Raw genomic sequence first — 21,977 nt, forward strand, 5'->3', positions numbered from 1 at the left:
TAAGTTTTTAACGAGGACCGTTGAGTGTAATATTATTATCCTTTTCTCTTAAATCTCCATTCCTACCTTGTTTATTGGCAAGAAGAGGCCATTGTGCACCTTTAATAAGACATTTTCTAGCTAAGTCTAGATCAATAATGATCTCAAGATCTGCTGGATTCTTAGTCTTTTTTGATTCAATCAAATACTCTCTGCCTGACCAGCCTATAATTCCAGCAATGTAAATGAACAAAACTCCTGGTATGAGTAAATCACCTTCATGGCCTCTATTTAGAAGAGCTCCCCATGGCTCAAGAGGAGGCCCAATTATTAAATGAGGAAGGCCATCATCTCCGCATGATGCTTTACCATACCTTTCAAATCTTGCTATGTCTTTTTGAGTAGTTGCAGAACTTGCTCTCTCCATGAATTTAGGATTTTCAGAGCATTTTGTGAGGGCTGATGCAGTATATTCTGTGCTTGCTCTATCTGCATTTAAGGCAGGCCCATTAGCCGCTAAAGCAATTGGTGTAATTCCTAGGAACAGAAAAACGGATGTTATGATTGAAAAAAAGAATTTCATAAGTTGCAATCTTTAATTCCTTATAGTGGGTTTAGTAAGAAATTAATATTAAAATAGAACAAGTTGAATCAAATATGCGTAAAGTTTTAGCTATTGAAACAAGTTGTGATGAGACATCCGTCTCAATAGTGTCGAACAGTGGTGATACATATAAAATCCATTCAAATATAATTGCTTCTCAAATCGAAGATCATGCAAAATGGGGAGGAGTGGTTCCAGAACTTGCTGCAAGAAAGCATTTAGAATTATTACCTTTTGTTTTAGAAAAGGCTTTAACAGAATCAAAAATCAAAATTGAGGAAATTGATTATATCGCTTCAACTGTAGCTCCTGGATTAGTTGGGTGTTTACGTGTTGGCTCTGTAACTGCAAGATCACTTTGCATGTTACATTCAAAGCCTTTTTTGGGAATTCATCATTTGGAGGGACATTTATCTTCAATTCTATTTTCAGAAAACTATCCAAAGAAATCTTTTCTAACATTACTTGTTAGTGGTGGACATACTGAATTGATTAAGGTTGATGATAGAAGGGTAATGTATAGACTTGGTAAAAGTTTTGATGATGCGGCTGGAGAAGCCTTTGATAAAGTTGGAAGATTATTAGGCCTTAGTTATCCAGGAGGACCGGCAATTGAAAAGATAGCTAAAAATGGGGACCCAATGAAATTCAATTTACCAAAATGTAGGATTTCTGATAAAAAAGGTGGATTTCTTAAATACGATTTCTCATTTAGTGGTCTAAAAACCGCTGTATTAAGATTAGTTGAGAAAATAAATTTAAATGGAGAGACAGTACCTGTTACTGATATTGCTGCAAGTTTTGAGAGAGTTGTGGCTGAGGTCTTGGTAGAGAGAACTATAAGATGTGCAAAAGATCATTGCTTAGATAATATTGTTGTTGTTGGGGGAGTAGCTGCCAACAATACATTAAGAAAAATGATGATTAGTGAAGCCAGCAAAAAATCTATTAAAGTTCATTTAGCTCCCCTTAATCTTTGTACAGATAATGCGGCGATGATTGGAGCAGCAGCGTTGTTCAGAATTAAATTTAAGGATCATTTAAGTTCCCTTAAATTAGGAGTCTCAGGAAGACTATCAATTGAACATGCAAATACACTTTATGAAGAAAATCCTCCTTTTTAACTTTAATGAATAAACAACCTAAAATCGAGATTAAAGAGACAAAAAACTTTGTTGATAAAAAGGAACTGAATTTATGGAAGAGAGGTTTTACACCTCAAGCTGAGATATGGAATGGAAGGATGGCAACTGTTGGTATAGGGATAATTTTAATTATTATTGCTCTAATAAGCCAATTTTCTTAGTAGAAATCAAATTTATTTGAATTAAGAGTAGTTTTGAGAGATTTTTTAAATTTAGTTTTATTCATCATATTAATAAAATTAAAAAGTATTGTATTTAATGGACTTCAGATAGGATTATTGATTTAATCAAAATAATTAATTTTTTTATTATTTAATAAGTTTATATGACGCCTGAAAGGCTTGGACTACTTTGGGGAATAACCGTATTTGCAGGTGCTTGTGCTCGACTATTTTCTTCTCTTACAGGATTCCCCAGTGTAGTTATTTTATTGCTCTCTGGATTATTAATCGGAAGATCAGGTTTAGGACTTGTTGAGCCTCTAGATCTTGGACAAGGGCTTGAAACTATTGTGGGGCTTTTAGTCTGCTTGGTTTTATTTGAAGGGGGACTTAACTTAAAACTGCCTGAGGGGAATATAAGAAATACTGTTCTAAAAATTTCATTGGTAAGACTTTTTATTTCATTATCAGCTGGAATTTTTATTGCTCATTGGCTTGCAGGCCTTTCATGGCAAGTCGCAGGAATATATAGTGCCATAGTCCTAGCTACTGGACCAACAGTTGTTTCGCCCTTAGTGGAACAAATAAAATTAGCCTCCCCTCTTTCGGAAGTTTTAAAAGCTGAGGGTTTGTTACTTGAACCAATTGGTGCAGTACTAGCATTACTACTATTAGAACTAACTTTAGGTGATCTACGTGGGATTAACGATGTATTTATAGCATTAATGCAAAGATTAGGGGGCGGAGTTTTAATCGGTATAAGTACAGGATGGTTACTATCAGAAATTTTAAAAAAAATAAAAAATGAAGCCTCATTTGGTATAGAGCTTCAAGTTACCCTTGGATTTATTTTCCTTGTGTATGGAATTTGTGAATATTTTTTACCAGAATCAGGCTTGCCTGCATCAGTTGCTGCAGGTTTTATTGTAGGTAAAAGAGAAGTAATAGATAAGGAGAAATTGGATAATCTAATAGGTGAATTGGCTCAATTAGCAATCACAGTACTTTTTCCTCTTTTGGCAGCTGATGTTTCTTGGGGTGAATTAAGTCCACTAGGCTGGGGAGGGGTTGTTTGCGTTTTGATGTTGATGGTAATTGTTCGTCCTATCTCTATTTGGATAGCAACAATTGGAAGAGAATTAAACTTAAGAGAAAAAATATTTTTAGCCTGCTTAGCCCCAAGAGGTATTGTTACTGCAGCGGTCGCCTCTCTTTTTTCTATTAGACTAGAACAGGCTGGTATACTTGGAGCTGGACGTCTTCAAGGTTTAGTTTTTCTTACTATATTAATGACAGTAGGAATTCAAGGTCTTTCGGCTAAACCTCTGGCGAATCGACTTGAATTAGGACAAAAAAATAATTTAGATTGACTCAAGACATCTTTCAATTCGAGATATATCAGTTTTACTCTCTGAGAAAAGTTCCCAACTTTGAATTAAATCTGGTCCACTGAGAGAACCAAAAAATGCTACTCGTAGTGATTTCATTAATATCCCTTTTTTAACATTATGTGTTTTTGAAATTCCATTTATTATTTCTTTGGCTTTAACCTTGTCTAATTTTAGAATATTCTGCTCTGTTAAATAATTTAGGATTAGTTTTAGAGATGTTTTGCTATCGTTTTTTTCGAGGAAATCTTGACCTTCTTTTTGAATTGGCGGTATTAAGAAAAATGGTTTTGATTGATCAATGGCGTCTTTTAGAAGGGTCATAGAGTCTTTAATCAAATTTGATAATTTAATAGCCCATTCTTGAGATGGCGGCTCCCAACCATTGTCATCCCAGTATTTTTTAGTTATCTCAATTAACTTTATTGATTCCATTTTTTTTATATATTGAGAATTAATCCAGTTGAGTTTTTCCCAACTAAATTTGGCTCCAGCTTTATTTATTGCTGATAAGTCAAAAATTTCAGATATCTCTTCAAGTGAAAGTATTTCTCTGTCGGCAGATTTTGGAGACCAACCTAAAAATGCCATGTAGTTTGATAGGGCCTCAGGTAAATATCCCATTTCTCTAAATTCGTCGATTGAAGTAACGCAATCTCTCTTAGATAATTTTTTTCCTTCGCTATTTAGTATTAAGGGTGTATGCGAAAAAGTTGGTAAATTAAAATTTAATGCTTTATAAATCAATATTTGTTTTGCAGTGTTCGAGATATGGTCTTCACCCCTTACAACGTGAGTAATATTCATGAAATTATCATCAACTACAACTGCAAGATTATACAAAGGATCACCAATCTCATATCCCTTAGCCCTTCTTGATAAAACTAAATCACCGCCCAAATCCTTCCCTTGCCATTTAATTTCGCCTCTTATCTGATCTACCCATTTTATATCAATTTTTTCATCAATCTTAAATCTTATTACTGAAGTCCGCCCTTGGGATATGAATGTTTCTATTTCTTCTTTTGAAAGACTTCTGTGTCTATTATCATGCTTTGGAGGTAATCCTTTCTTTTTTTGTTCTCCTCTTAATTCAGATATTTCATCTTCTGATGTAAAGCACCTATATGCAGCTCCACATTCCAATAGTTTTTTGATATGACTTTTGTGAATCGAAATTCGGTCACTTTGCTTTATAGGTTCTTCATCCCATTTTAGCCCAAGCCATTTCAAGCCCTCTAATATATTTTTTGTATATTCAGATTTAGATCGAAGAAAATCTGTATCTTCTATTCTGATAAGAAATTTTCCACCTATTTTTTGTGCATACAACCAATTGAATAATGCTGTACGCGCTGTCCCAATATGAAATAAACCCGTTGGACTCGGGGCTAGTCTTAAACGTTTTTCCAAATTTCCTTTAGAAAAAACGGGACCGACGGGATTCGAACCCGCAACTTCCGCCGTGACAGGGCGGTGCTCTAACCAGTTGAACTACGGTCCCAGAGTTTTGTTCTAAATTTATTTAGAACTTCATTCTTAAAATTATCAGATCATAATACTTAATTTATGGGGTTGTAATAAAAAAAATTTATTAATTTGAGGATTTACAGAAATAATTAGTTTTTAACTACCTTAGTGTAAACAACTATTTATTTTTGAGGTCTAAAACCAGCAGGTTCTATCAACCTAACTTGATTGCCTCTAGCAGTAAATTCTCTGCCTTGGTCACTTTGTACGACAACTCTCCCACCAGACTTAACTCTGATAACTCTTGCACGAACCCATCCTAAAGCTGCTGATTCGAGGACTTTAACTACGTCCCCAGGTTGAAGATCTAACTCCATATTATGAAAAAATGATTTACATAATGTTGATCAAACGCGTCGTGGAGGACTTGAACCCCCGACATCAGGTTTTGGAGACCTGCGTTCTACCAACTGAACTAACGACGCATCTAAATGATTATAAGCGTCTTTGTGACCAATAAGTTGATTAATTTACAACTTTATCGGTCAAAGCGTTGTTTTACGCGAGTAGCCTTTCCTACTCTATCTCTCAGATAGAATAACTTAGCTCTTCTTACTTTACCTCTACGTTCAACTTTTAGAGAGGCAACCTGTGGACTATGTAGCATAAATACTCTTTCAACACCTATACCCTGAAAAATTCTTCTAACTGTAATAGTCTGGTTAATTCCTCCATGTCTTTTTGCTATGACAACGCCTTCATAAGGTTGGACTCTTTCTTTATTACCTTCTGTAATTTTCACTCCAACTTTAACAGTGTCTCCAACATATATTTCAGGTAATTCTTTTTTTAATTGTTCGTTCTCAAATTCCTTAATAAGATTGGATGCGGTTAAGGTTTGCGTAGTCTCAGAAACCGTATTTTTTTCTTTTTGTTCAACTGCTACATCAACTGATGCGTCAGCTTTAATACCAGTTTCTAAATCCTTCTCTTGTTTCTCTTTGGCCATTTTGGTAATTATTATCCTACAAGTTCTATATCTTAACCTTTTGACTCGCCTTTAGTAACCTTTTTGGTAAATGAAATTGTTTTTGAAAACATTTGGAATCCTGTGACGAGCATCCATAAAACTCCAAGGGAATTCAATATTACGTATATAAGTTCTCCATTATCTCCAAGCCATTCGCCCTCATGGAGAGACATTAACCAATGAACTTGTTCTCTAGAGTAACCCAGTAAATCTTTTGAAACCCTATAAAGAAGACCAGTAATTGAAGATATAAATAATGGAAGAAAAATCCAGGGCGCCAAAGCCTTATGAAATTGCCTAGAATTAAATAAAGTTTTCATTTTCGTTTCTTTCCCATTGTTATTGATAGATTTAAGATAGCCAAGATCATAAAGGCTATTTTGAAGATATTTACCTATTACTATTATTTATTCCAATGAGACATTTTGCAGATCTTTTGTTAAATAAAAATAATTCCAAAGCTAATGATCAAGTTCCTTTTATTCAGAGGAGAAGAGGAATCGAAATAAAGTCTTCACGTGAAATAAATTTGATGAAAAAATCTAGCAGAATTGTAGCTACTGTTTTGAGAGAAATTAATGACTTAATTAAACCTGGAATGAGTACAAAAGATTTAGATGATTTCGCAGAAAAGAGGATAAAAAGTTTTGGAGCTGTGCCAAGTTTCAAGGGCTACCATGGATTTCCTTCCAGTATTTGTTCTAGTATTAATAATGAGGTTGTCCACGGTATTCCAAGTAAAAATAAAATAATTAAAAATGGTGACTTGGTTAAAATTGATACAGGGGCATATTTAGATGGTTTCCATGGAGATAGTTGTATATCAATTTGTGTAGGAGAAGTTAGTTCAAAGGCTCAAAAACTTAGTGATATAGCTTTTAAAGCATTGTATGCGGGGCTTTCGAAAATCAAGGCAGGGAATACACTTCTAGATGTGGCTGGGGAAATCGAAGACGTTGTTGTGAAAAATGGCTTTAGTGTTGTAGAAGACTATACAGGTCATGGAGTTGGACGAAATCTTCATGAAGAACCATCGGTATTTAATTTTCGGACTAAAGAATTGCCTAACGTCGTCCTTCGAGAAGGAATGACATTAGCGGTGGAACCTATAGTTAATGAAGGGACTAAATTTTGCAAAACACTCAATGATAGATGGACCGTAATAACAAAAGATGGAAAACTATCGGCCCAATGGGAGCATACAATAGTTGTTTTAAAAGATGGTATTGAAATATTGACAGATCGAGATTTTTAGGCACTAAGATTTATATTTATAGATAATTTGGCAATATAAAAAATTAAAAAATTCTTTCAATGGAAAAAGTACATATGTTAAAGGGTTTGGACTAATTATTAATAAATAATTTTTTGAATTAGCTAAATCATAAATTCTTTTAGAAACAAATTTTGGACTCATAATTCCTATGGGATTTAGTTCTGATTTAAAAGGCCCCAAGATAATTTTTTTAATTATTAATTTTTTCTTGGTATCTTTATCCAAAAGATTTTTTTTGAAAGAAACCAATTTACCAATAAGGGATTTACTAATTTCATATGATGGATTTAATGCTGGCAATATTTCTGCTTCAGATGTGTTTATCCAAACTTCTTTTTTAATTAATGACTGACTACTTGAGGCTATATCTTCAAATAAATTTAAAAATTTGAATTTGCTTAATGCATTTATTTCTATAGATTTTTCATAATTAGAATTTTCTCTACTCAAATCATAGATTCCATGGTTCAAAATCAAGATATCTACTTTTCGTAAATGTTTTTTTAATAAAAATTCTTTCCCACATTCCCATCTAATCCATTCATTTGGAGATTCAAGATTTTTTTCATAGTTATTTATACTATGGGTGAATCCAATCACTTTATACCCTTTTTGACGAAACAACTTTGTTAATTCTTTCCCTAGTGCGCCAGAAGCTCCAGTTATACCAATGGTTTGTTTGTTGGGAGTTGAATTAATCATTTTATTAGTTTTGATGAAATACCAAAGGATTAAAATAAATTTACCAAAAAACAAATTTAATTATTTGATTAAAACTCATAAATAAATATTTGTTTAGTTCTAAAAAAAACATTATCTTAAACCTATTGATAAACAATTTCACTAATTATGAGCGATATATTGTTAATTGGTTCATGTGAACCATTTAGTGGTAAGTCTGCATTGGTTCTTGGGATAGCAAAAAGACTCTTACAAGAGAAAAAAAAAGTACGTATTGGCAAACCATTAGCAACATGCATAGAACTTACTAATCTGCCTTCAATGTCTTATGAAGGATTAATCGATGATGATGTTAAGTTTATTGGATCTACATTAAATATCAAAGAGGAGAATTTAATTTCTTCAGTAGGATTGTTGGACAATATATCAGCTGAAAAAAGAATCTTTAATAAAGACTTACTCCCAGGAAAAGGTTTTGATCAAATTGAAGGATTGGTTAATGATGATTTTGAAGGTCTGAATATTTTAGAGGCAGCTGGAAGTCTTCATGAAGGTATGATTTATGGCTTAAGTCTCCCACAATTGGCTAAGGATTTAGATGCGAAAGTTTTAATTGTGAATTTATGGGAAGATTGTAAAAGCGTGGATTCATTACTTGATGCGAAAAAACAATTAGGTGAGAAATTGGCTGGAGTTGTACTGAACGGAGTGTTGCCGCAAGAAGTAGAAAAAGTTAAAAATGAAATAATACCTTCTCTTAAAGAGCTGGAAATTGAAGTGTTTGGGGTGATGCCTAAATCACCGCTTCTAAGAAGTGTCACCGTTGGTGAGCTTGTAAGAAGACTGGATGCTCAAGTAATTTGTTGCCCTGAAAAAGATCAATTACTTGTTGAAACCTTAAGTATTGGTGCAATGGGGGTAAATTCTGCAATGGAATTTTTCAGGAGAAGACGAAATATGGCTGTAGTTACTGGAGCTGATAGAACTGATATACAGCTTGCTGCTTTGGAGGCTTCGACTCAATGTCTAATTTTAACTGGTTTGGGAGACCCTTTATCACAATTGATTCATAGAGCTGAGGAATTGGAGGTACCAATTTTAAAAGTGGGATTAGATACTCTTTCCTCTGTAGAAATTATTGAACAAGCTTTTGGTCACGTCAGAATACATGAATCAGTTAAAGCATCTTATGCTATTCAATTAGTTCAAGAGCATGTGAATCTAAAAAGAATTCTCGAAAAGATAGATTTTCCCTGCAATTTTTCAGATAAATGCTAATTTCAAATATAGGAACTATATTATTTTGAGTCGCTCTCTAGATCTACCAGCAACTGAAGGCGTTGATGCCTTAGCTCAAGAACTTGCAAAACTCCAAGATAATGGGAAAAGGAGAATTGCTTTTTTGGGTAGTAGACACGTGCCTGTTGTAGATATCCACTTAATTGAATTAATAGCAAGGTCGTTAGCAGAGGAAGGGCATAATATCCTTACTTCTGGATCTCAAGGTGTTAATGCAGCTGTTATTCGAGCTGTCTTGGATATCAATCCATCTCTATTAACTGTTTTATTACCACAAAGTCTTGATAGACAAATACCTGAAATAAAGGATCAACTTGAAAGGGTTATGCATTTGGTTGAAAAAAGTGAAAATGATGAATTACCTTTACCACTTGCAAGCAGTCTTTGTAATCAAGAAATTATTACTAGGTGCGACCAATTAATATGTTTTGCCTTTCACGATAGTGAAACTTTGCTAAATAGTTGTAGATGTGCGGAAGAAATGGGAAAAGTGGTTAGTTTGTTATTTTTTGATTAAATTAATCCATTTCCCCTCATGAAAAGATGATTTATGCTAATAATATTTAGCGTTTAATAATTTACCATGGCAGAAAGTTTTTCATTTGATGTGGTTTCTGATTTTGATAGACAGGAATTAGTTAACACTTTGGATCAAGTAAAAAGAGAAATTTCTCAGCGCTACGATCTTAAGGGCACAGATACTTCAGTTGATTTAGATAAAGAAAATATTTTTATAATTACAAATAGCGAACTTACCTTAAATGCTGTTAATGACATAATTAGACAAAAGGCAATAAAAAGGAACTTGTCTTTAAAAATATTTGACTACGGTGAAATTGAAATGGTTAGTGGAAATAAAGTAAAACAGACAATTTTATTAAAACAAGGAATTAAACAAGAAATTGCAAAAAAAATCAGCAAAAATATTAGAGATCAAATAAAAAAAATTAATGTCAGCATAAATGGCGAAACACTCAGAGTTGCTAGTAAGAGTAAAAATGATCTTCAATTAGCAATTAAGCTTGTTACTGAGTTGGAGGAGTCTTTGAATATTCCTCTAAAAGCTAATAACTTTAGATAAGATCTTTACATAGATAATTTTTACATTATGGCAGATTATTCAGAATCTCTCATTAAATCATTGATTAAGAAAGTAAAAGATTATCCTCGTTTTTCTAAAGAAGAAATAGAGAAATTTTGTTGGATGGCGGTACATGAATATAAACATGGTGCTTTACCCTCTGAATATGATATAAGGGAAATAGATGAGGACCTTTATTTAGAACTTTTACGAGAAATTAAATCAAATATCGCCTAAAATATCTGTATTTTTGTTCGCAATTATTAAAAAAATATTTTAATTAAATGGCTTATTAATGCACTAATTAGTCAATTAAAATATGATTAATTAAACAAAAAAACTTAATGTCAACATCCTTTAAAAATGTAACCCCAACAGGTCCTGGTGGGACAGCAACATTATTAATTGTATTATCCTTTACAGGCTTTCTTTTACTCACTCAATCTCTCTTTGTTGTCCCCTCTGGACAAGTTGCAGTGGTTACAACATTGGGAAAAGTAAGTGGTCCCTCTAGGAGAGCTGGTTTAAACTTTAAACTTCCATTTGTTCAGTCTGTATATCCATTTGATATAAAAACACAAGTTCAACCAGAAAAATTTGAAACTTTAACTAAAGATCTTCAGGTTATTAGGGCTACAGCTACTGTTAAGTATTCAGTAAAACCTAACGAAGCAGGAAGAATTTTTGCAACAATTGCAAGTAGAAATAGCGATGTTTATCAAAAGATTGTTCAACCATCTTTACTTAAAGCTCTAAAATCAGTTTTTTCGCAGTACGAGCTAGAAACAATCGCTACTGAATTTGCAGTAATTTCTGAAAAGGTAGGAGATACTGTTGCTCAAGAACTTAATTCGTTCGATTATGTTGACGTTAAAAGTTTAGATCTTACTGGATTAGAGATTGCTGAAGAATACAGAGCTGCTATTGAACAAAAGCAAATAGCTGGTCAGCAATTACTTAGAGCAAAAACAGAAGTAGAAATTGCTGAACAAGAAGCACTTAGATATGAAACGCTAAATAGAAGTCTTGACGATCAAGTGTTGTTCAAATTATTTCTTGATAAATGGGATGGAAGCACACAAGTTGTCCCTGGCCTTCCAGGTTCTGAAGGAGGAAGCCCTCCAGTTATAGTTGGTGGTAGAAGATAATTATTTAAAATATAAGTTTCTGCAACATTTAATCATTTACTTATTTTTCTTGAATGAAAACTTGGTAAATGATTATTTTTTTATCGCATTAAAAGATTGATCAAAAGCTTCGATAGTTTTATCAATTTCTTCTTCACTATGAGAGAGTGATGTGAAACCAGCTTCAAAAGGACTTGGGGCAAGGTAAATCCCTCTTTGAAGCATTTCTCTATGCAACTTGCCAAATAGTTCAGCATCATTAGTTTTGGCCTCATCAAAATTTCTTACTGGCCCGTCGCATAAGAAAAATCCAAACATAGCACTTACACTTCCACCGTTAATAGGAATCCCATTATTCTCTGCAGATTGAATTATCCCTTCAATTAATCTAGAAGTTGTTGATCCTAGTTTATCGTAGGTACCTTCTTGTTTGAGTAGCTCAAGCGTTTTTATTCCAGCAGTCATTGCGAGCGGGTTTCCGCTCAAAGTACCTGCCTGATATACCGGTCCGGAAGGAGCCACCATTGACATTATTTCTTTCTTACCTCCATAAGCTCCAACAGGTAGCCCTCCGCCAATAACTTTCCCAAGTGTGGTTAAATCAGGAGTAACTCCAAATTTTTCTTGAGCGCCTCCATAACTTATTCTGAACCCAGTCATTACTTCATCAAAAACTAATAAGGCACCATTTTCAGTGGTTAATTCCCTTAAGCCTTCTAGGAATCCAGGCTCAGGTGTAATAAAGCCAGCATTACCTACAATCGGTTCAAGAATAACTCCCGAAATGGCATCAGGATTCTCGGAAAATAGTTTTTTTACTGCCTCAAGATCATTGTAAGGAGCTGTAAGTGTATTTGCAGTTGTTGATCTTGGGACTCCTGGAGAGTCTGGTAATCCTAAAGTGGCTACACCTGATCCTGCTTTTACCAAAAACATATCAGCATGGCCGTGATAACAACCGTCGAATTTAATAACTTTATCTCTACCAGTAAATGCTCTCATGAGCCTTAAAACAGCCATACAGGCTTCAGTTCCACTATTTACAAATCGAACCATTTCTACAGATGGAACAGCATCTATTACCATCTGTGCAAGTTTGTTCTCTAAAACACATGGAGCTCCAAAACTGGTGCCTTTCTCAATAGCTTCCTGTAATGCCGTTGTAACTTCAGGGTGGGCATGACCACAAATAGCAGGGCCCCAACTTCCTATGTAGTCAATATATCTATTTCCATCGATATCCCAAGCGAAGGGACCTTTGACTCTATCAAAAACAATTGGTTGACCTCCTACGGACTTGAAGGCTCTTACTGGAGAGCTAACTCCTCCCGGCATTAATTCTTGAGCAGCGGAGAAAATTTCTTCAGATTTGGTGAGATTTAATATATCAGTCACTGTTTAACTAAATAAAGCTTTGAGAAAAATTTTGTCATGTCCTAAATTAGAAATAAGTAAAAATTTTGTCAATAAGATTGAAATTCTACATTATGATATTTTTATTGCGATAGTAGAGATTGTAAATTATTAATTTTTAAGAAATTATCAAATAAATCAATTTATCTCTAAACAACCCTTTACGTATAAGCCTTTTGGGGCTTTAAAGAGATATCTATTTATTTAATTTATATTTCGAAAAAATTATCCTCATCCTCAAAAAAATCTTCATTTATGTCATTCAAGTTAAGATCAATCATTACTGGGGTGTGATCACTGGGACGTGAATTTTCTCTAGGGGAGCTGTCTATCACACAACTTTTAAGTTTTGAAGCAAGTTCTTTACTGATATAGATATGGTCTATTCTCCAACCTTTATTTAATTGATAAGCGTTATTACGGTAATCCCACCAGCTCCAATGACCAGTGTTTTTCTCAAAAATCCTGAAAGAATCTATTAGTCTTCCTTTCAGAACATTATCTAATGCATTCCTTTCTATCTTTGATGCCATAATTCCTCCTTCATATTTCTTCGGATCATGAATATCTAGTTTTGATGGAGCAATATTAAAATCTCCCATAAGACAAATTAATTCTCCTCTTTTTTCCTGCTCATCCAAAAACAATGCTAAGCACTTTAACCAATTAATTTTATACTCGAACTTATCAGATTCTAGTGAAGATCCATTTGGCACATAAACATTTATGATCTTAATACCATTAATATCAGCAGAAATTAATCTTTTTTGCTCCTCGAAAATACTGATTTTTTGATTAGAGTCTTTGCAATCGTAGAATCCTTTTTTTACATTTTCAGCTTTAATTTTAGAAATAATGGCAACACCATTGTATGACTTTTGTCCGTAAACCTCTACTGAATATCCTAATTTTTCGAAAGGTTCAATTGGGAAACTATCATCCATCACTTTTGTTTCCTGCAAACATAGAATATCTGGACTGACTTGATTTATCCAATCTATTATTTGTGAAAGTCTGGTTCTTATTGAATTAACATTCCAAGTTGCTATTAACAAATTTCTACAAATTATGTAAAATTAAATTAGCAAAGATTTTAGTTTTTAAAGAATTTTGAAATTAAATAAAATGAAAAATTATTTTTACAAAAGTCTTCCTAAATCAATATCTTTAGTGATTATTTTTATTTCCTTAATTTCTTTAAAAGGTGATTTCTTAAATGCTGAATATTTATTTGAAGAATTAGAAATTGATAATTCAACTAAAAGAGAAGATGATAGTTCAGTTATTCCAGCTAATCCATTTGAAATTGTTGAAATGATTAGGAGACATAATAGTATGAATGATGCAACTAAACCTTCTGATGCAATTGACGATGCGTTAAAGTCTTTTAGTAGTTTGGAGGAAAAATAAGAAATTTAATACGAAAAATTTTTCATCTCAAATTTTAAATATGTTAAAAAATCCTATCCCACCAGTTACTAATAAATTGCAGTATAGAGCAATCGGTATTATTAACGGTAAATTTATTCCACATGATGGTAAGAAGTTAAATAGAGGTTTTTTAATTGATAAGAAAGGCGAAGAAATTGAAACAGTAGTATTAGGTAAAGCATTATCACTTTTAAAAAAGCATATTGATTTGAAGAAAAATTATTTTTGGATTGTATATCCAAAGAATAAAAATACTCAAAACCTGCATTTACAGGTAGCGGGCATCTGGGATCCTTACAAACTTAATGATTTCCCAAATGATTCTTCAAAAACTAACTTCTCTAGTCTTTTAGAAGAGTTAGATTTAAAAGATAATTATTTTTCTGTTAGAGGAGAATTAGTTTTTGTAAACACTCAAAAAAAAGAAATTGTTATTAAGATATTTTCTGCTTCAAATTTAAGGAATTTAAAAAATAAAAATTTCAAATTAGTTATTAAGGGTGAGCTTTCACTTGAACTTCTTAATAGTTTTGTAAGTTTAGATATCAATAGAGAAGGAAATTCTTTGAAATTAATTAAGTACGAAGTTATTGAACAAGATCTTTCTAAAAAATCTAGAATGAAAGACTGATTTTCATCACAACTTTACCAATCAAGAATTCTTAGATTTATGAGTGATATTTTAATTGAATGTTCTCCGGGCATCTCTGGAGATATGTTGTTAGGAGCTTTTTATGATTTAGGTGTGCCACAAAAAGTCATTGAAAAACCACTTATTGATCTTGGATTAAAGGATCTTTATCATCTAGAGTTCAAAGAATCAAAAAGTTGTTCAATAAGAGGGATAAAAGCAAATGTCCAGAATAGTGACTTGAGTCCTATTAAAAGAACTTGGAGAAGTATTAAAGAAGTTATTTTAAATGGGCACTTAGAAGATAAATTAAAGCAAACAATTTATGAAGTTTTTGAATCTTTAGCAATTGCCGAAGGAAAAGTTCATGGGATCAAATCTGAAGATGTCCATTTTCATGAAGTTGGAGCTATAGATTCACTAGTGGATATAATAGGAGTATGTGCGGCATTAAATTTTTTAAATCCAACAAAGGTTTATTGTAATGAACCAATGTTGGGCAAAGGTTTTGTTCAAACTGAACATGGAAAATTATCTGTCCCACCTCCTGCCGTAATAGAGCTAATAAGCCAAAAAAAAATTAAAGTTTTGTCAAGCTTTGACTCTATAGAGGGTGAACTATCTACGCCTACTGGCATTGCTTTACTTTCTAATTTAGCGGACTATCTAGAACCTCCTTCAAAATATTCTATGAACTCTTATGGAGTAGGAATTGGTAACTTAAAATTCCCATTCCCTAATTTGGTAAGAGTTTATAAAATTAACTCATTTAATGATTCATCTATTAGTGAACAAATTAATCCAAGGTGTGAAGAAATATCTGTACAAGAAGCATGGATTGATGACCAAACACCGGAGGATATATCTAATTTTGTAGAGAAACTTAGAATTGAGGGGGCTTACGACGTTTCATATCAAGCTATCAATATGAAAAAAAATAGAATTGGATTTTCTATTCAAGTAATCTTGCCCATAGAGAAAAAAGAACTTTTTAGACGATTATGGTTTGATTATTCCAATACTATAGGAGTTCGTGAAAGGACCCAATCTAGGTGGGTATTACTTAGACGCAGAGGAGAATGTTCAACGACTTTTGGAAATATAAAAGTTAAACAAACTTTGAAACCAGATGGATCAATAACTATGAAACCAGAAAATGATGAGGTTTTGAGATTAGAGTTAGAGCATAAAATATCAACGCACGAAATAAGAAAGATAATAAAAGAATCAAGTAAAAAATTTAAAGCATTTGAAAACTGGAAATGAGATTTAACTCAAGTAATCAACAAAATTTTAAATTCCTTAAAAAAATTAATTTTAGTTGTTTAAAGAGCATTTTCTTTATTACGAGCTTGTCCTATTTTTGTATCTATTTTTTTGATAATATTGATCAGATTTCTTTTGATGTCAATTTAGAAAGAAATGGAATTAATCTATTTTTTTCATTTTTATTTTGTATTTTAAGTATTTACCTGAATGCTTATGCATGGAAATATATTGTTAGATGGTTCGGGAAAGAATTTAAAAGTAATAATCTAGTCTCTTTTTATGTTTTAACCAATATTCTTAAATACGTTCCAGGAGGGGTTTGGCATTTTGTGGAAAGATTTAATTTTATAAAAAAAATAAGTAATCCTCAGATTGCTTTTTATTCGACACTTATAGAACCTTATTTTATGTTGAGTGGATCTTTTCTCTTGGCATCAATGGGATTGATTTTTTCACCATTTTATTTTTTTTTAATTGTTCCTTTGGTATTCCTAAATAGGAAATTTATTTTTATGATATTAAAAAGATTAGTTTCTCTTAAGGGAAAAGTTTTTGAGGTTTTGAGACTTTCAAATTCAAAGACTCAATTTGAAGAGAGAATAAATATAATTTCATTTTTCCCTACTAGAGCTTTATTTCTTGAAATTGGATTTGTTTTATCTAAATTTATTGGGTTTTATATTTGCTTAAATACTTTTTATGCCAGTAATACTCTGAACATTATATTTTTATTGGTAATCTTTTCTTTTTCATGGTCTATAGGCTTGGTAGTACCGGCAGCTCCAGGAGGAGTTGGCGTTTTTGAGGCTTGCCTCCTTTTATTTGTGGGCAAAAGTATTCCACAAAATATAATTCTTATTAGCTTAGTTTATTTTAGGGTTATATCTACCTCGGCAGATTTGTTCTTAAGCCTACCTTTCCTAATAAGAAAACTTTCTAAAAGAATTTAGTTTTTTTTCTCTAAACTTGGGATTAATGTAATTGATGCGATTAAGCCTAAAGTCATGATAATAATTGCTGGTAATATTGCTTCTACCATCCTCTCGTCTCCAGCATATTGATATATTCTCACAGATAATGTATCAAAATCAAATGGTCTCAAAATAAAGGTTATGGGTAATTCTTTTATCGTGTCCACAAAAACTAAAAGTGACCCTACGAATATTGGTCCCTGAAGAAGAGGTAGATGAATTCTTTTTATGATTCCCGTCCAATTCTCTCCTAGTCCAAGTGCAGCTTCATCAAGACTAGGAGAAATTCTCTCAAGACTTGAATCAATAGAACCCTTAGAAATAGTAAGAAATCGAACAAGATAACCCCAAATTAGAAGGCAAATAGCAACGAAATTGAATTTTGGAGAAAAAATGCTTATTAAAGATAATGCTAATACAGTGCCTGGAATTGCATAACCTATTCCCGCAAGGTTTGTTATTATTTCTAGTAATAAGCTTTTATTTGGTCGTCTTGCTAAGGAAATTATTAGGGAGAATAACATCGTTATTAATGCAGTAAAAAATCCTAGACTTAAAGTTCTGAATGATAGGGTAAGTAATTCTATAGATAACCCTTTTTGAATTTGATCAATATTGAGCAGAACCCAAAAACATGGAATCCCAAAAGAGAAAATTGGAGGAAATAAAGATATTGTTATTGCTAAAAGAGCTCTTGTTTTTTTTAATTCCCACCCCTGAGAGTCTTTTGATGCAGGATTTTCACTCCACCTCTTTGATTTTCTTCTCGAGAACTTTTCAAAAATAATTAAGGTGAAAATTATTAATAAAGCTACCAAAGATAGTCCAATAGCACTTTTTGGATTGCCCTCAATTATCCAATTTTCGGCTATGCCTGTAGAAATACTTGGAATATTTAATAATGCAAATGTACCTAACTCATTCATTACTTCCATACACATTAAACTTATACCTGTTATTAGTGCTGGTAACGCCATTGGAAAAGCGATTTTAAAGAAGCTTCTCCATGGCCCAACGCCTAATCCTCTACTAGCATTGATTTGATTGACTCCAAATTTATTAAAACTTTCGTTAGCAAGAATGAATACATATGGATAAGTAGATATTGAAAGTATTAATACCCCCCACCATAAACCGGTTACTTGATACCCAAAAATACTTCCTAAATCCTGCAAAATAGCTGTGCTTAGGTATGCTGGGGCGGCTAGTGGAATGAGCTGACAAATGCGTAGAACTTTTCTGAACTTAAAATCACAATTTGAAAGTAACCATCCATTTAAAGTGCCTAATCCTCCTCCAAAAAAACTTGTTAGTACTAAAACTTTTAAAGTTTCTAATACCTCTTCTTCTCCAGCAATACCTAATGAAAAATTCCCACTTACAACATATTGGACTCCCTCAATAAGAAAATTGGAAATTGGGATGATTACTAAAAGTGCGACAATAAACGAAGTAAAATAAAAAAGTTTTAATTCGGTTAATGCTTTTTTAAATCCTTTAATAAGTATTTTCAAAAATTAATTAAATCCTAATATTTAAATACTAATCTGTACTAAATCTACATGATGAAAGTTGATTCTTAATAGTTTGATGATTTAAGTTTTTACCAATTAATACGATCTTGTTAGATTTTTCTTTTGTCCATTCTTCATCATCAAGAGAAAATCGTTTTCCAGATAGGTGAAAAATGTGTTTTCTATCACTTTCCATAAACCATAATATTCCTTTCGCCCTAAATACATTTTGTGAGATTTGATTATCTAAGAAATATTGAAACTTCCTTAAGGAGAATGGTTCAAATGTCTCATAAGAAACTGATGTGAAACCCTCAATATTATTATTCAAATCGTGAGAATGGGAAGAGTGATCGTGAGAATGGGAAGAGTGATCGTGAGAATGGGAAGAGTGATCGTGAGAATGGGAAGAGTGATCGTGAGAATTGTCTTCTACATCTTGTTTATCCTTATCGAATTTAAAAGTATCTGTTTCAAATAGACCTACACTCATTATTGTTTGTAATCCAACTTCACTATTGGTTGATCTCAATATCCTTGGTTCTTTTTTTATTTTATTTATAAATGTTTCGACTTTCTTTAATTGTTCTTCGTTGACTAAATCACATTTATTTAGGAGAAGAATATCTCCATATAAAATCTGAGAATAGGCGACACTTGTATTTTTAATTTCAAAATCAAAATTTTCTCCATCAATAACAGTGATGATTGAATCTAATCTTACTTTTTCTCGAAGATCTCCAGCTGCAAAAGTCATGGCTACTGGCAATGGATCTGCTAGCCCAGTAGTCTCAACAATTAAATAGTCTATTTTTTCAGATCTTTCTAAAACTTTGGATACTGTATTTAATAATTCACCATTAATAGAGCAACATATACATCCATTATTTAATTCGATCATATCTTCTGAGCCTTCTATTATTAAATCATTATCTATTCCAATTTCTCCAAATTCATTAACTAAAACAGCTGTTTTAATACCAATTTGATTTTTTAAAATATAATTAAGAAGTGTGGTTTTACCAGATCCTAAGAAGCCACTAATTATCGTAACTGGCAACAATTTTTTAGACATAATGACTATTTAATGAATAAGGTTTTAAATTTATTTATCGAAAATATTGTTAATTTCTGAAGCTAATGTTTGATCCAAATTTGTAATTCCTCCCAAATCATGTGTATTTAATCTAATTATTACTTTTGAATAAACATTATCCCAGTTGGGATGATGGTTATATTTTTCACAGATTAAAGCAACTTTAGTCATAAATGAGAATGCTTCAATAAAATTAGCGAAATTAAATTCTCTTTGGATTTGTTCAGAGTTAACTTCCCAACCAGGTATTTTGACAACTAATTCCTTCAATTCATCATCATGCAAAAGGTAAGGTTTCATTAAATAACTTATCTGAATTTAATACATTATAAATATTTTTCTTTTTTCTCACCAATTATATGTACGTTTATAATTCTTTCCTTTTGTTCAAATCTATGTTCCCATAAATAAACTGCTTGCCATGTGCCAAGCATAATTTTACCGTCTTGAAAACTTAAAGATAAAGAAGTGTTTGTTAGGGATGTTTTAATATGTGCTGGCATATCATCAGCTCCTTCTTGATAATGTTTATAGTTTATTTCTTCTCTATCCTTTGACAAGGATAAGTAGGAATCATATGGCACTATAGATTGCATATATTTTTTTAGGTCCTTTAGTACATTTGGATCTGCATTTTCATTAATAGTTAAGCTGCAACTGGTATGTAGTGAAGTTAAATTGAAAATTCCGGAATGAAAATTATTTTTACCAATAAAAAAATTCAAATCATTTGTGATGTCAATAAAACCCTCACCATGGGTTAAAAATTTTATTTTTGAAAAAATTTGTTCCATATCTAAGTCAAAACCCAATTAATCAATATCCTATTATGGATATAAGATGTATGTTTTTATTCATACATTAAAATTTTTATCTTAAGATGAATCTAATTTAATTTAGATTTTTGGCTGAAACTCAATGGAATAAGCTAGGGGCTTATCTAAAAGAAACTCAAATATTAGGCTCAATCCAGAATACACTTTATTGGGATCAGAATACTGGGATGCCAAAGAAAGGAGCTTCTTGGAGGTCTGAACAACTTACTTATATTGCAAAAGTATTGCATAAAAGAAACTCATCTGAAGAATTTTCTAACTTAATACAATCTGCTAATAAAGAACTATTAGATATTGAACGAAATTCCGATAATGAACTTTTTATTAAAGATAAAGAAAGAAATATTAATCTTTTATTGAAAGAATTTAATAGAGAAAGAAACTTAGATCCTAAATTAGTCGTTTCTTTAGCAAAAGCAAAATCTAAAGGCTATGAAAGCTGGCAAGAGGCCAAGAAAAAATCAGATTTTAAAATTTTTCTTCCATTCTTTGAAGAATTAGTCAAATTGCGGATTGAAGAGGCAAAACAAATATCTGATAAATATTCACCATGGGAGACACTTGCTCAACCCTTTGAGCCTGAATTGACTTTGAAATGGTTGAAAAAAATGTTTCAACCATTGAAAGAAACCATCCCGGCCTTGATTGGAGGAATTAATCAGTCAAAAAAAAATTATTGGGATTTAGATCCAGAATCTCAACAAGATTTATGTTCTAAATTACTTGATGAGTTTGGGAGGGATAAAGATCTCGTTATTGTTGGCAAATCACCTCATCCTTTTTCGATCACATTAGGACCTAATGATTATAGGATTACCACAAGAATTGTTGATGGCGAACCATTATCAAGTTTTTTAGCAACTGCTCATGAGTGGGGTCATTCAATTTATGAGCAGGGTCTGCCATCGCAAAGTCATCAATGGTTTGCTTGGCCATTAGGTCAAGCAACTTCCATGGGGATTCATGAAAGCCAATCTTTATTTTGGGAAAATAGAATAGTTAAATCAAAATCTTTTTCAAAAAGATTTTTTAAAAAATTTGTTTCGGCTGGATGTTCTTTAAATAATTATTTAGAACTCTGGAAATCTATTAATCATATGGAAGCAGGATTCAACAGGGTTGAGGCAGATGAATTGACTTATGGCTTACACATATTAATAAGAACCGAACTTGAAATAGATTTGATTGAAGGAGATTTGTCTGCCGCAGATATTCCAGAAGAATGGAATAAAAGATATGGTGAACTCCTTGGAATAAAACCATCTAATGATTCAGAAGGTTGTCTACAAGATGTTCACTGGAGCGAAGGAGCTTTTGGATATTTTCCTTCATACTTGTTAGGTCATCTTATAAGTGCGCAAATATCTTCTCAAATGGAAAAAGAAATTGGTTTGATTGATAATTTAGTCGAAAATGGTGAATATCAAAAAATCATTTTTTGGTTAAGAAATAATATTCATAAATATGGCAGATCAGTTAATTCTATGGAATTGGTAAGAACTGTCACCAACGAAGAACTATCACCAAACTATTTTATTAATTATTTAAGGTCTAAGATAAATGATATTTACTGAA

26 protein-coding genes and 2 tRNA genes are annotated in these 21,977 nt (G+C 32.2%); 14 read left to right on the forward strand and 14 right to left on the reverse strand.

The features are described from left to right. Window positions 1–7 precede the first annotated feature (7 nt). On the reverse strand, window positions 8–562 hold the full coding sequence (locus tag HA145_RS02450; protein WP_209127693.1) for a Photosystem I reaction center subunit III: 555 nt from the start codon (window positions 560–562) through the stop codon (window positions 8–10). A gap of 74 nt (window positions 563–636) precedes the next feature. On the opposite strand from HA145_RS02450, the gene tsaD reads away from it, so the two are divergent. The 3 genes from tsaD (at window position 637) to HA145_RS02465 (ending at window position 3,259) form a co-directional block, all read left to right on the forward strand. Further along, window positions 637–1,707 carry a tRNA (adenosine(37)-N6)-threonylcarbamoyltransferase complex transferase subunit TsaD gene (tsaD, locus tag HA145_RS02455; RefSeq protein ID WP_209127694.1) on the forward strand — a complete coding sequence of 357 codons (1,071 nt, stop codon included), beginning with the start codon at window positions 637–639 and terminating at the stop codon, window positions 1,705–1,707. Window positions 1,708–1,712: 5 nt separating this feature from the next. Next, window positions 1,713–1,889, forward strand: a complete 177-nt coding sequence (locus HA145_RS02460) for a hypothetical protein (RefSeq protein ID WP_025971820.1) — start codon at window positions 1,713–1,715, stop codon at window positions 1,887–1,889. A 164-nt stretch (window positions 1,890–2,053) separates the two neighbouring features. Then, window positions 2,054–3,259, forward strand: coding sequence for a cation:proton antiporter (locus HA145_RS02465; protein WP_209127695.1), 1,206 nt, complete (start codon window positions 2,054–2,056; stop codon window positions 3,257–3,259). Here the strand turns inward: HA145_RS02465 and gltX are convergent. The 6 genes from gltX to HA145_RS02495 form a co-directional block, all read right to left on the reverse strand. Next, window positions 3,251–4,690, reverse strand: coding sequence for a glutamate--tRNA ligase (gene gltX / locus HA145_RS02470; protein WP_209127696.1), 1,440 nt, complete (start codon window positions 4,688–4,690; stop codon window positions 3,251–3,253). The genes HA145_RS02465 and gltX overlap by 9 nt on opposite strands. A 17-nt stretch (window positions 4,691–4,707) precedes the next feature. Next, a tRNA-Asp gene (locus tag HA145_RS02475) sits at window positions 4,708–4,781 on the reverse strand. 148 nt (window positions 4,782–4,929) lie between these two features. Next, a complete protein-coding gene (locus HA145_RS02480; protein WP_002807701.1) occupies window positions 4,930–5,124 on the reverse strand; it encodes a hypothetical protein in 195 nt (64 codons plus the stop codon). Window positions 5,125–5,159: 35 nt separating this feature from the next. Then, window positions 5,160–5,232: transfer RNA gene (locus HA145_RS02485), tRNA-Trp, on the reverse strand. Between the two features lie 53 nt (window positions 5,233–5,285). Further along, a complete protein-coding gene (gene rplS, locus HA145_RS02490) occupies window positions 5,286–5,765 on the reverse strand; it encodes a 50S ribosomal protein L19 (RefSeq protein WP_432421778.1) in 480 nt (159 codons plus the stop codon). A 23-nt stretch (window positions 5,766–5,788) separates the two neighbouring features. Continuing rightward, a complete protein-coding gene (locus HA145_RS02495) occupies window positions 5,789–6,097 on the reverse strand; it encodes a PepSY domain-containing protein (RefSeq protein WP_025945734.1) in 309 nt (102 codons plus the stop codon). Between the two features lie 95 nt (window positions 6,098–6,192). Between HA145_RS02495 and map the strand changes: the two genes are divergently transcribed. Next, a complete protein-coding gene (gene map / locus HA145_RS02500; RefSeq protein ID WP_209127697.1) occupies window positions 6,193–7,032 on the forward strand; it encodes a type I methionyl aminopeptidase in 840 nt (279 codons plus the stop codon). 3 nt (window positions 7,033–7,035) lie between these two features. On the opposite strand, the gene HA145_RS02505 is transcribed toward map, so the two are convergent. Continuing rightward, a complete protein-coding gene (locus HA145_RS02505; protein WP_209127698.1) occupies window positions 7,036–7,755 on the reverse strand; it encodes an SDR family oxidoreductase in 720 nt (239 codons plus the stop codon). Between the two features lie 147 nt (window positions 7,756–7,902). On the opposite strand from HA145_RS02505, the gene HA145_RS02510 reads away from it, so the two are divergent. From HA145_RS02510 to HA145_RS02530, 5 genes are all read left to right on the forward strand, one after another. After that, window positions 7,903–9,012: a phosphotransacetylase family protein gene (locus tag HA145_RS02510; protein ID WP_209127699.1), complete on the forward strand. Its 1,110-nt coding sequence runs from the start codon at window positions 7,903–7,905 to the stop codon at window positions 9,010–9,012. Between the two features lie 25 nt (window positions 9,013–9,037). Continuing rightward, window positions 9,038–9,550, forward strand: a complete 513-nt coding sequence (locus HA145_RS02515) for a hypothetical protein (RefSeq protein ID WP_011817989.1) — start codon at window positions 9,038–9,040, stop codon at window positions 9,548–9,550. A 66-nt stretch (window positions 9,551–9,616) separates the two neighbouring features. Then, window positions 9,617–10,114 carry a YajQ family cyclic di-GMP-binding protein gene (locus tag HA145_RS02520; protein ID WP_209127700.1) on the forward strand — a complete coding sequence of 166 codons (498 nt, stop codon included), beginning with the start codon at window positions 9,617–9,619 and terminating at the stop codon, window positions 10,112–10,114. 27 nt (window positions 10,115–10,141) lie between these two features. Continuing rightward, window positions 10,142–10,351: a hypothetical protein gene (locus tag HA145_RS02525; protein ID WP_209127701.1), complete on the forward strand. Its 210-nt coding sequence runs from the start codon at window positions 10,142–10,144 to the stop codon at window positions 10,349–10,351. Between the two features lie 107 nt (window positions 10,352–10,458). After that, window positions 10,459–11,262 (forward strand): prohibitin family protein, encoded by an 804-nt coding sequence (locus HA145_RS02530; RefSeq protein WP_025894130.1) that lies wholly within the window; start codon window positions 10,459–10,461, stop codon window positions 11,260–11,262. A gap of 72 nt (window positions 11,263–11,334) precedes the next feature. Here the strand turns inward: HA145_RS02530 and hemL are convergent, their stop codons facing one another. Together hemL and xth are read right to left on the reverse strand one after the other, a co-directional pair. Further along, window positions 11,335–12,636, reverse strand: a complete 1,302-nt coding sequence (hemL, locus tag HA145_RS02535; protein ID WP_209127702.1) for a glutamate-1-semialdehyde 2,1-aminomutase — start codon at window positions 12,634–12,636, stop codon at window positions 11,335–11,337. Window positions 12,637–12,863: 227 nt separating this feature from the next. After that, window positions 12,864–13,709: an exodeoxyribonuclease III gene (gene xth / locus HA145_RS02540; RefSeq protein WP_209127703.1), complete on the reverse strand. Its 846-nt coding sequence runs from the start codon at window positions 13,707–13,709 to the stop codon at window positions 12,864–12,866. Between the two features lie 70 nt (window positions 13,710–13,779). Here xth and HA145_RS02545 point away from each other — a divergent pair, with 70 nt between their 5' ends. From HA145_RS02545 to HA145_RS02560, 4 genes are read left to right on the forward strand one after another with little or no spacing between them, the layout of a single operon-like run. After that, window positions 13,780–14,064 carry a hypothetical protein gene (locus HA145_RS02545; protein ID WP_209127704.1) on the forward strand — a complete coding sequence of 95 codons (285 nt, stop codon included), beginning with the start codon at window positions 13,780–13,782 and terminating at the stop codon, window positions 14,062–14,064. 40 nt (window positions 14,065–14,104) lie between these two features. Further along, complete coding sequence (locus HA145_RS02550; protein WP_209127705.1) at window positions 14,105–14,716, forward strand: hypothetical protein; 612 nt, start codon at window positions 14,105–14,107, stop codon at window positions 14,714–14,716. Window positions 14,717–14,755: 39 nt separating this feature from the next. Next, a complete protein-coding gene (larC, locus tag HA145_RS02555) occupies window positions 14,756–15,982 on the forward strand; it encodes a nickel pincer cofactor biosynthesis protein LarC (protein WP_209127706.1) in 1,227 nt (408 codons plus the stop codon). Further along, entirely contained in the window at window positions 15,979–16,935 is a 957-nt protein-coding gene (locus HA145_RS02560) for a hypothetical protein (RefSeq protein ID WP_209127707.1), read from the forward strand. The genes larC and HA145_RS02560 overlap by 4 nt, the downstream gene beginning before the upstream one ends. Here HA145_RS02560 and HA145_RS02565 read toward each other — a convergent pair. The 4 genes from HA145_RS02565 to HA145_RS02580 are packed head-to-tail and all read right to left on the reverse strand — an operon-like array spanning window position 16,932 to window position 20,360. Next, window positions 16,932–18,470 (reverse strand): ABC transporter permease, encoded by a 1,539-nt coding sequence (locus tag HA145_RS02565; protein ID WP_209127708.1) that lies wholly within the window; start codon window positions 18,468–18,470, stop codon window positions 16,932–16,934. The two genes, HA145_RS02560 and HA145_RS02565, sit on opposite strands and share 4 nt — an antisense overlap. A 28-nt stretch (window positions 18,471–18,498) precedes the next feature. Beyond that, window positions 18,499–19,545 carry a CobW family GTP-binding protein gene (locus HA145_RS02570; RefSeq protein ID WP_209127709.1) on the reverse strand — a complete coding sequence of 349 codons (1,047 nt, stop codon included), beginning with the start codon at window positions 19,543–19,545 and terminating at the stop codon, window positions 18,499–18,501. Window positions 19,546–19,575: 30 nt separating this feature from the next. Then, window positions 19,576–19,866 (reverse strand): 4a-hydroxytetrahydrobiopterin dehydratase, encoded by a 291-nt coding sequence (locus HA145_RS02575; RefSeq protein ID WP_209127710.1) that lies wholly within the window; start codon window positions 19,864–19,866, stop codon window positions 19,576–19,578. Window positions 19,867–19,892: 26 nt separating this feature from the next. Continuing rightward, window positions 19,893–20,360, reverse strand: coding sequence for a secondary thiamine-phosphate synthase enzyme YjbQ (locus HA145_RS02580; RefSeq protein WP_209127711.1), 468 nt, complete (start codon window positions 20,358–20,360; stop codon window positions 19,893–19,895). 110 nt (window positions 20,361–20,470) lie between these two features. Here HA145_RS02580 and HA145_RS02585 point away from each other — a divergent pair, with 110 nt between their 5' ends. Next, the gene (locus HA145_RS02585; protein ID WP_209127712.1) at window positions 20,471–21,976 is read left to right on the forward strand and encodes a carboxypeptidase M32; all 1,506 of its coding nucleotides are present in this window, start codon (window positions 20,471–20,473) and stop codon (window positions 21,974–21,976) included. Window position 21,977: the final 1 nt, after the last annotated feature.

The organism is Prochlorococcus marinus XMU1411 (assembly GCF_017696075.1).
GTDB lineage: Bacteria > Cyanobacteriota > Cyanobacteriia > PCC-6307 > Cyanobiaceae > Prochlorococcus_A > Prochlorococcus_A marinus_V.

Coding starts and splice junctions, on each gene's coding strand:
- HA145_RS02450 (WP_209127693.1), bottom strand. CDS start 562: ATGAAATTCTTTTTTTCAATCATAACATCCGTTTTTCTGTTCCTAGGA.
- tsaD (WP_209127694.1), top strand. CDS start 637: ATGCGTAAAGTTTTAGCTATTGAAACAAGTTGTGATGAGACATCCGTC.
- HA145_RS02460 (WP_025971820.1), top strand. CDS start 1,713: ATGAATAAACAACCTAAAATCGAGATTAAAGAGACAAAAAACTTTGTT.
- HA145_RS02465 (WP_209127695.1), top strand. CDS start 2,054: ATGACGCCTGAAAGGCTTGGACTACTTTGGGGAATAACCGTATTTGCA.
- HA145_RS02480 (WP_002807701.1), bottom strand. CDS start 5,124: ATGGAGTTAGATCTTCAACCTGGGGACGTAGTTAAAGTCCTCGAATCA.
- HA145_RS02495 (WP_025945734.1), bottom strand. CDS start 6,097: ATGAAAACTTTATTTAATTCTAGGCAATTTCATAAGGCTTTGGCGCCC.
- map (WP_209127697.1), top strand. CDS start 6,193: ATGAGACATTTTGCAGATCTTTTGTTAAATAAAAATAATTCCAAAGCT.
- HA145_RS02505 (WP_209127698.1), bottom strand. CDS start 7,755: ATGATTAATTCAACTCCCAACAAACAAACCATTGGTATAACTGGAGCT.
- HA145_RS02510 (WP_209127699.1), top strand. CDS start 7,903: ATGAGCGATATATTGTTAATTGGTTCATGTGAACCATTTAGTGGTAAG.
- HA145_RS02520 (WP_209127700.1), top strand. CDS start 9,617: ATGGCAGAAAGTTTTTCATTTGATGTGGTTTCTGATTTTGATAGACAG.
- HA145_RS02525 (WP_209127701.1), top strand. CDS start 10,142: ATGGCAGATTATTCAGAATCTCTCATTAAATCATTGATTAAGAAAGTA.
- HA145_RS02530 (WP_025894130.1), top strand. CDS start 10,459: ATGTCAACATCCTTTAAAAATGTAACCCCAACAGGTCCTGGTGGGACA.
- HA145_RS02545 (WP_209127704.1), top strand. CDS start 13,780: ATGAAAAATTATTTTTACAAAAGTCTTCCTAAATCAATATCTTTAGTG.
- HA145_RS02550 (WP_209127705.1), top strand. CDS start 14,105: ATGTTAAAAAATCCTATCCCACCAGTTACTAATAAATTGCAGTATAGA.
- larC (WP_209127706.1), top strand. CDS start 14,756: ATGAGTGATATTTTAATTGAATGTTCTCCGGGCATCTCTGGAGATATG.
- HA145_RS02560 (WP_209127707.1), top strand. CDS start 15,979: ATGAGATTTAACTCAAGTAATCAACAAAATTTTAAATTCCTTAAAAAA.
- HA145_RS02570 (WP_209127709.1), bottom strand. CDS start 19,545: ATGTCTAAAAAATTGTTGCCAGTTACGATAATTAGTGGCTTCTTAGGA.
- HA145_RS02575 (WP_209127710.1), bottom strand. CDS start 19,866: ATGAAACCTTACCTTTTGCATGATGATGAATTGAAGGAATTAGTTGTC.
- HA145_RS02580 (WP_209127711.1), bottom strand. CDS start 20,360: ATGGAACAAATTTTTTCAAAAATAAAATTTTTAACCCATGGTGAGGGT.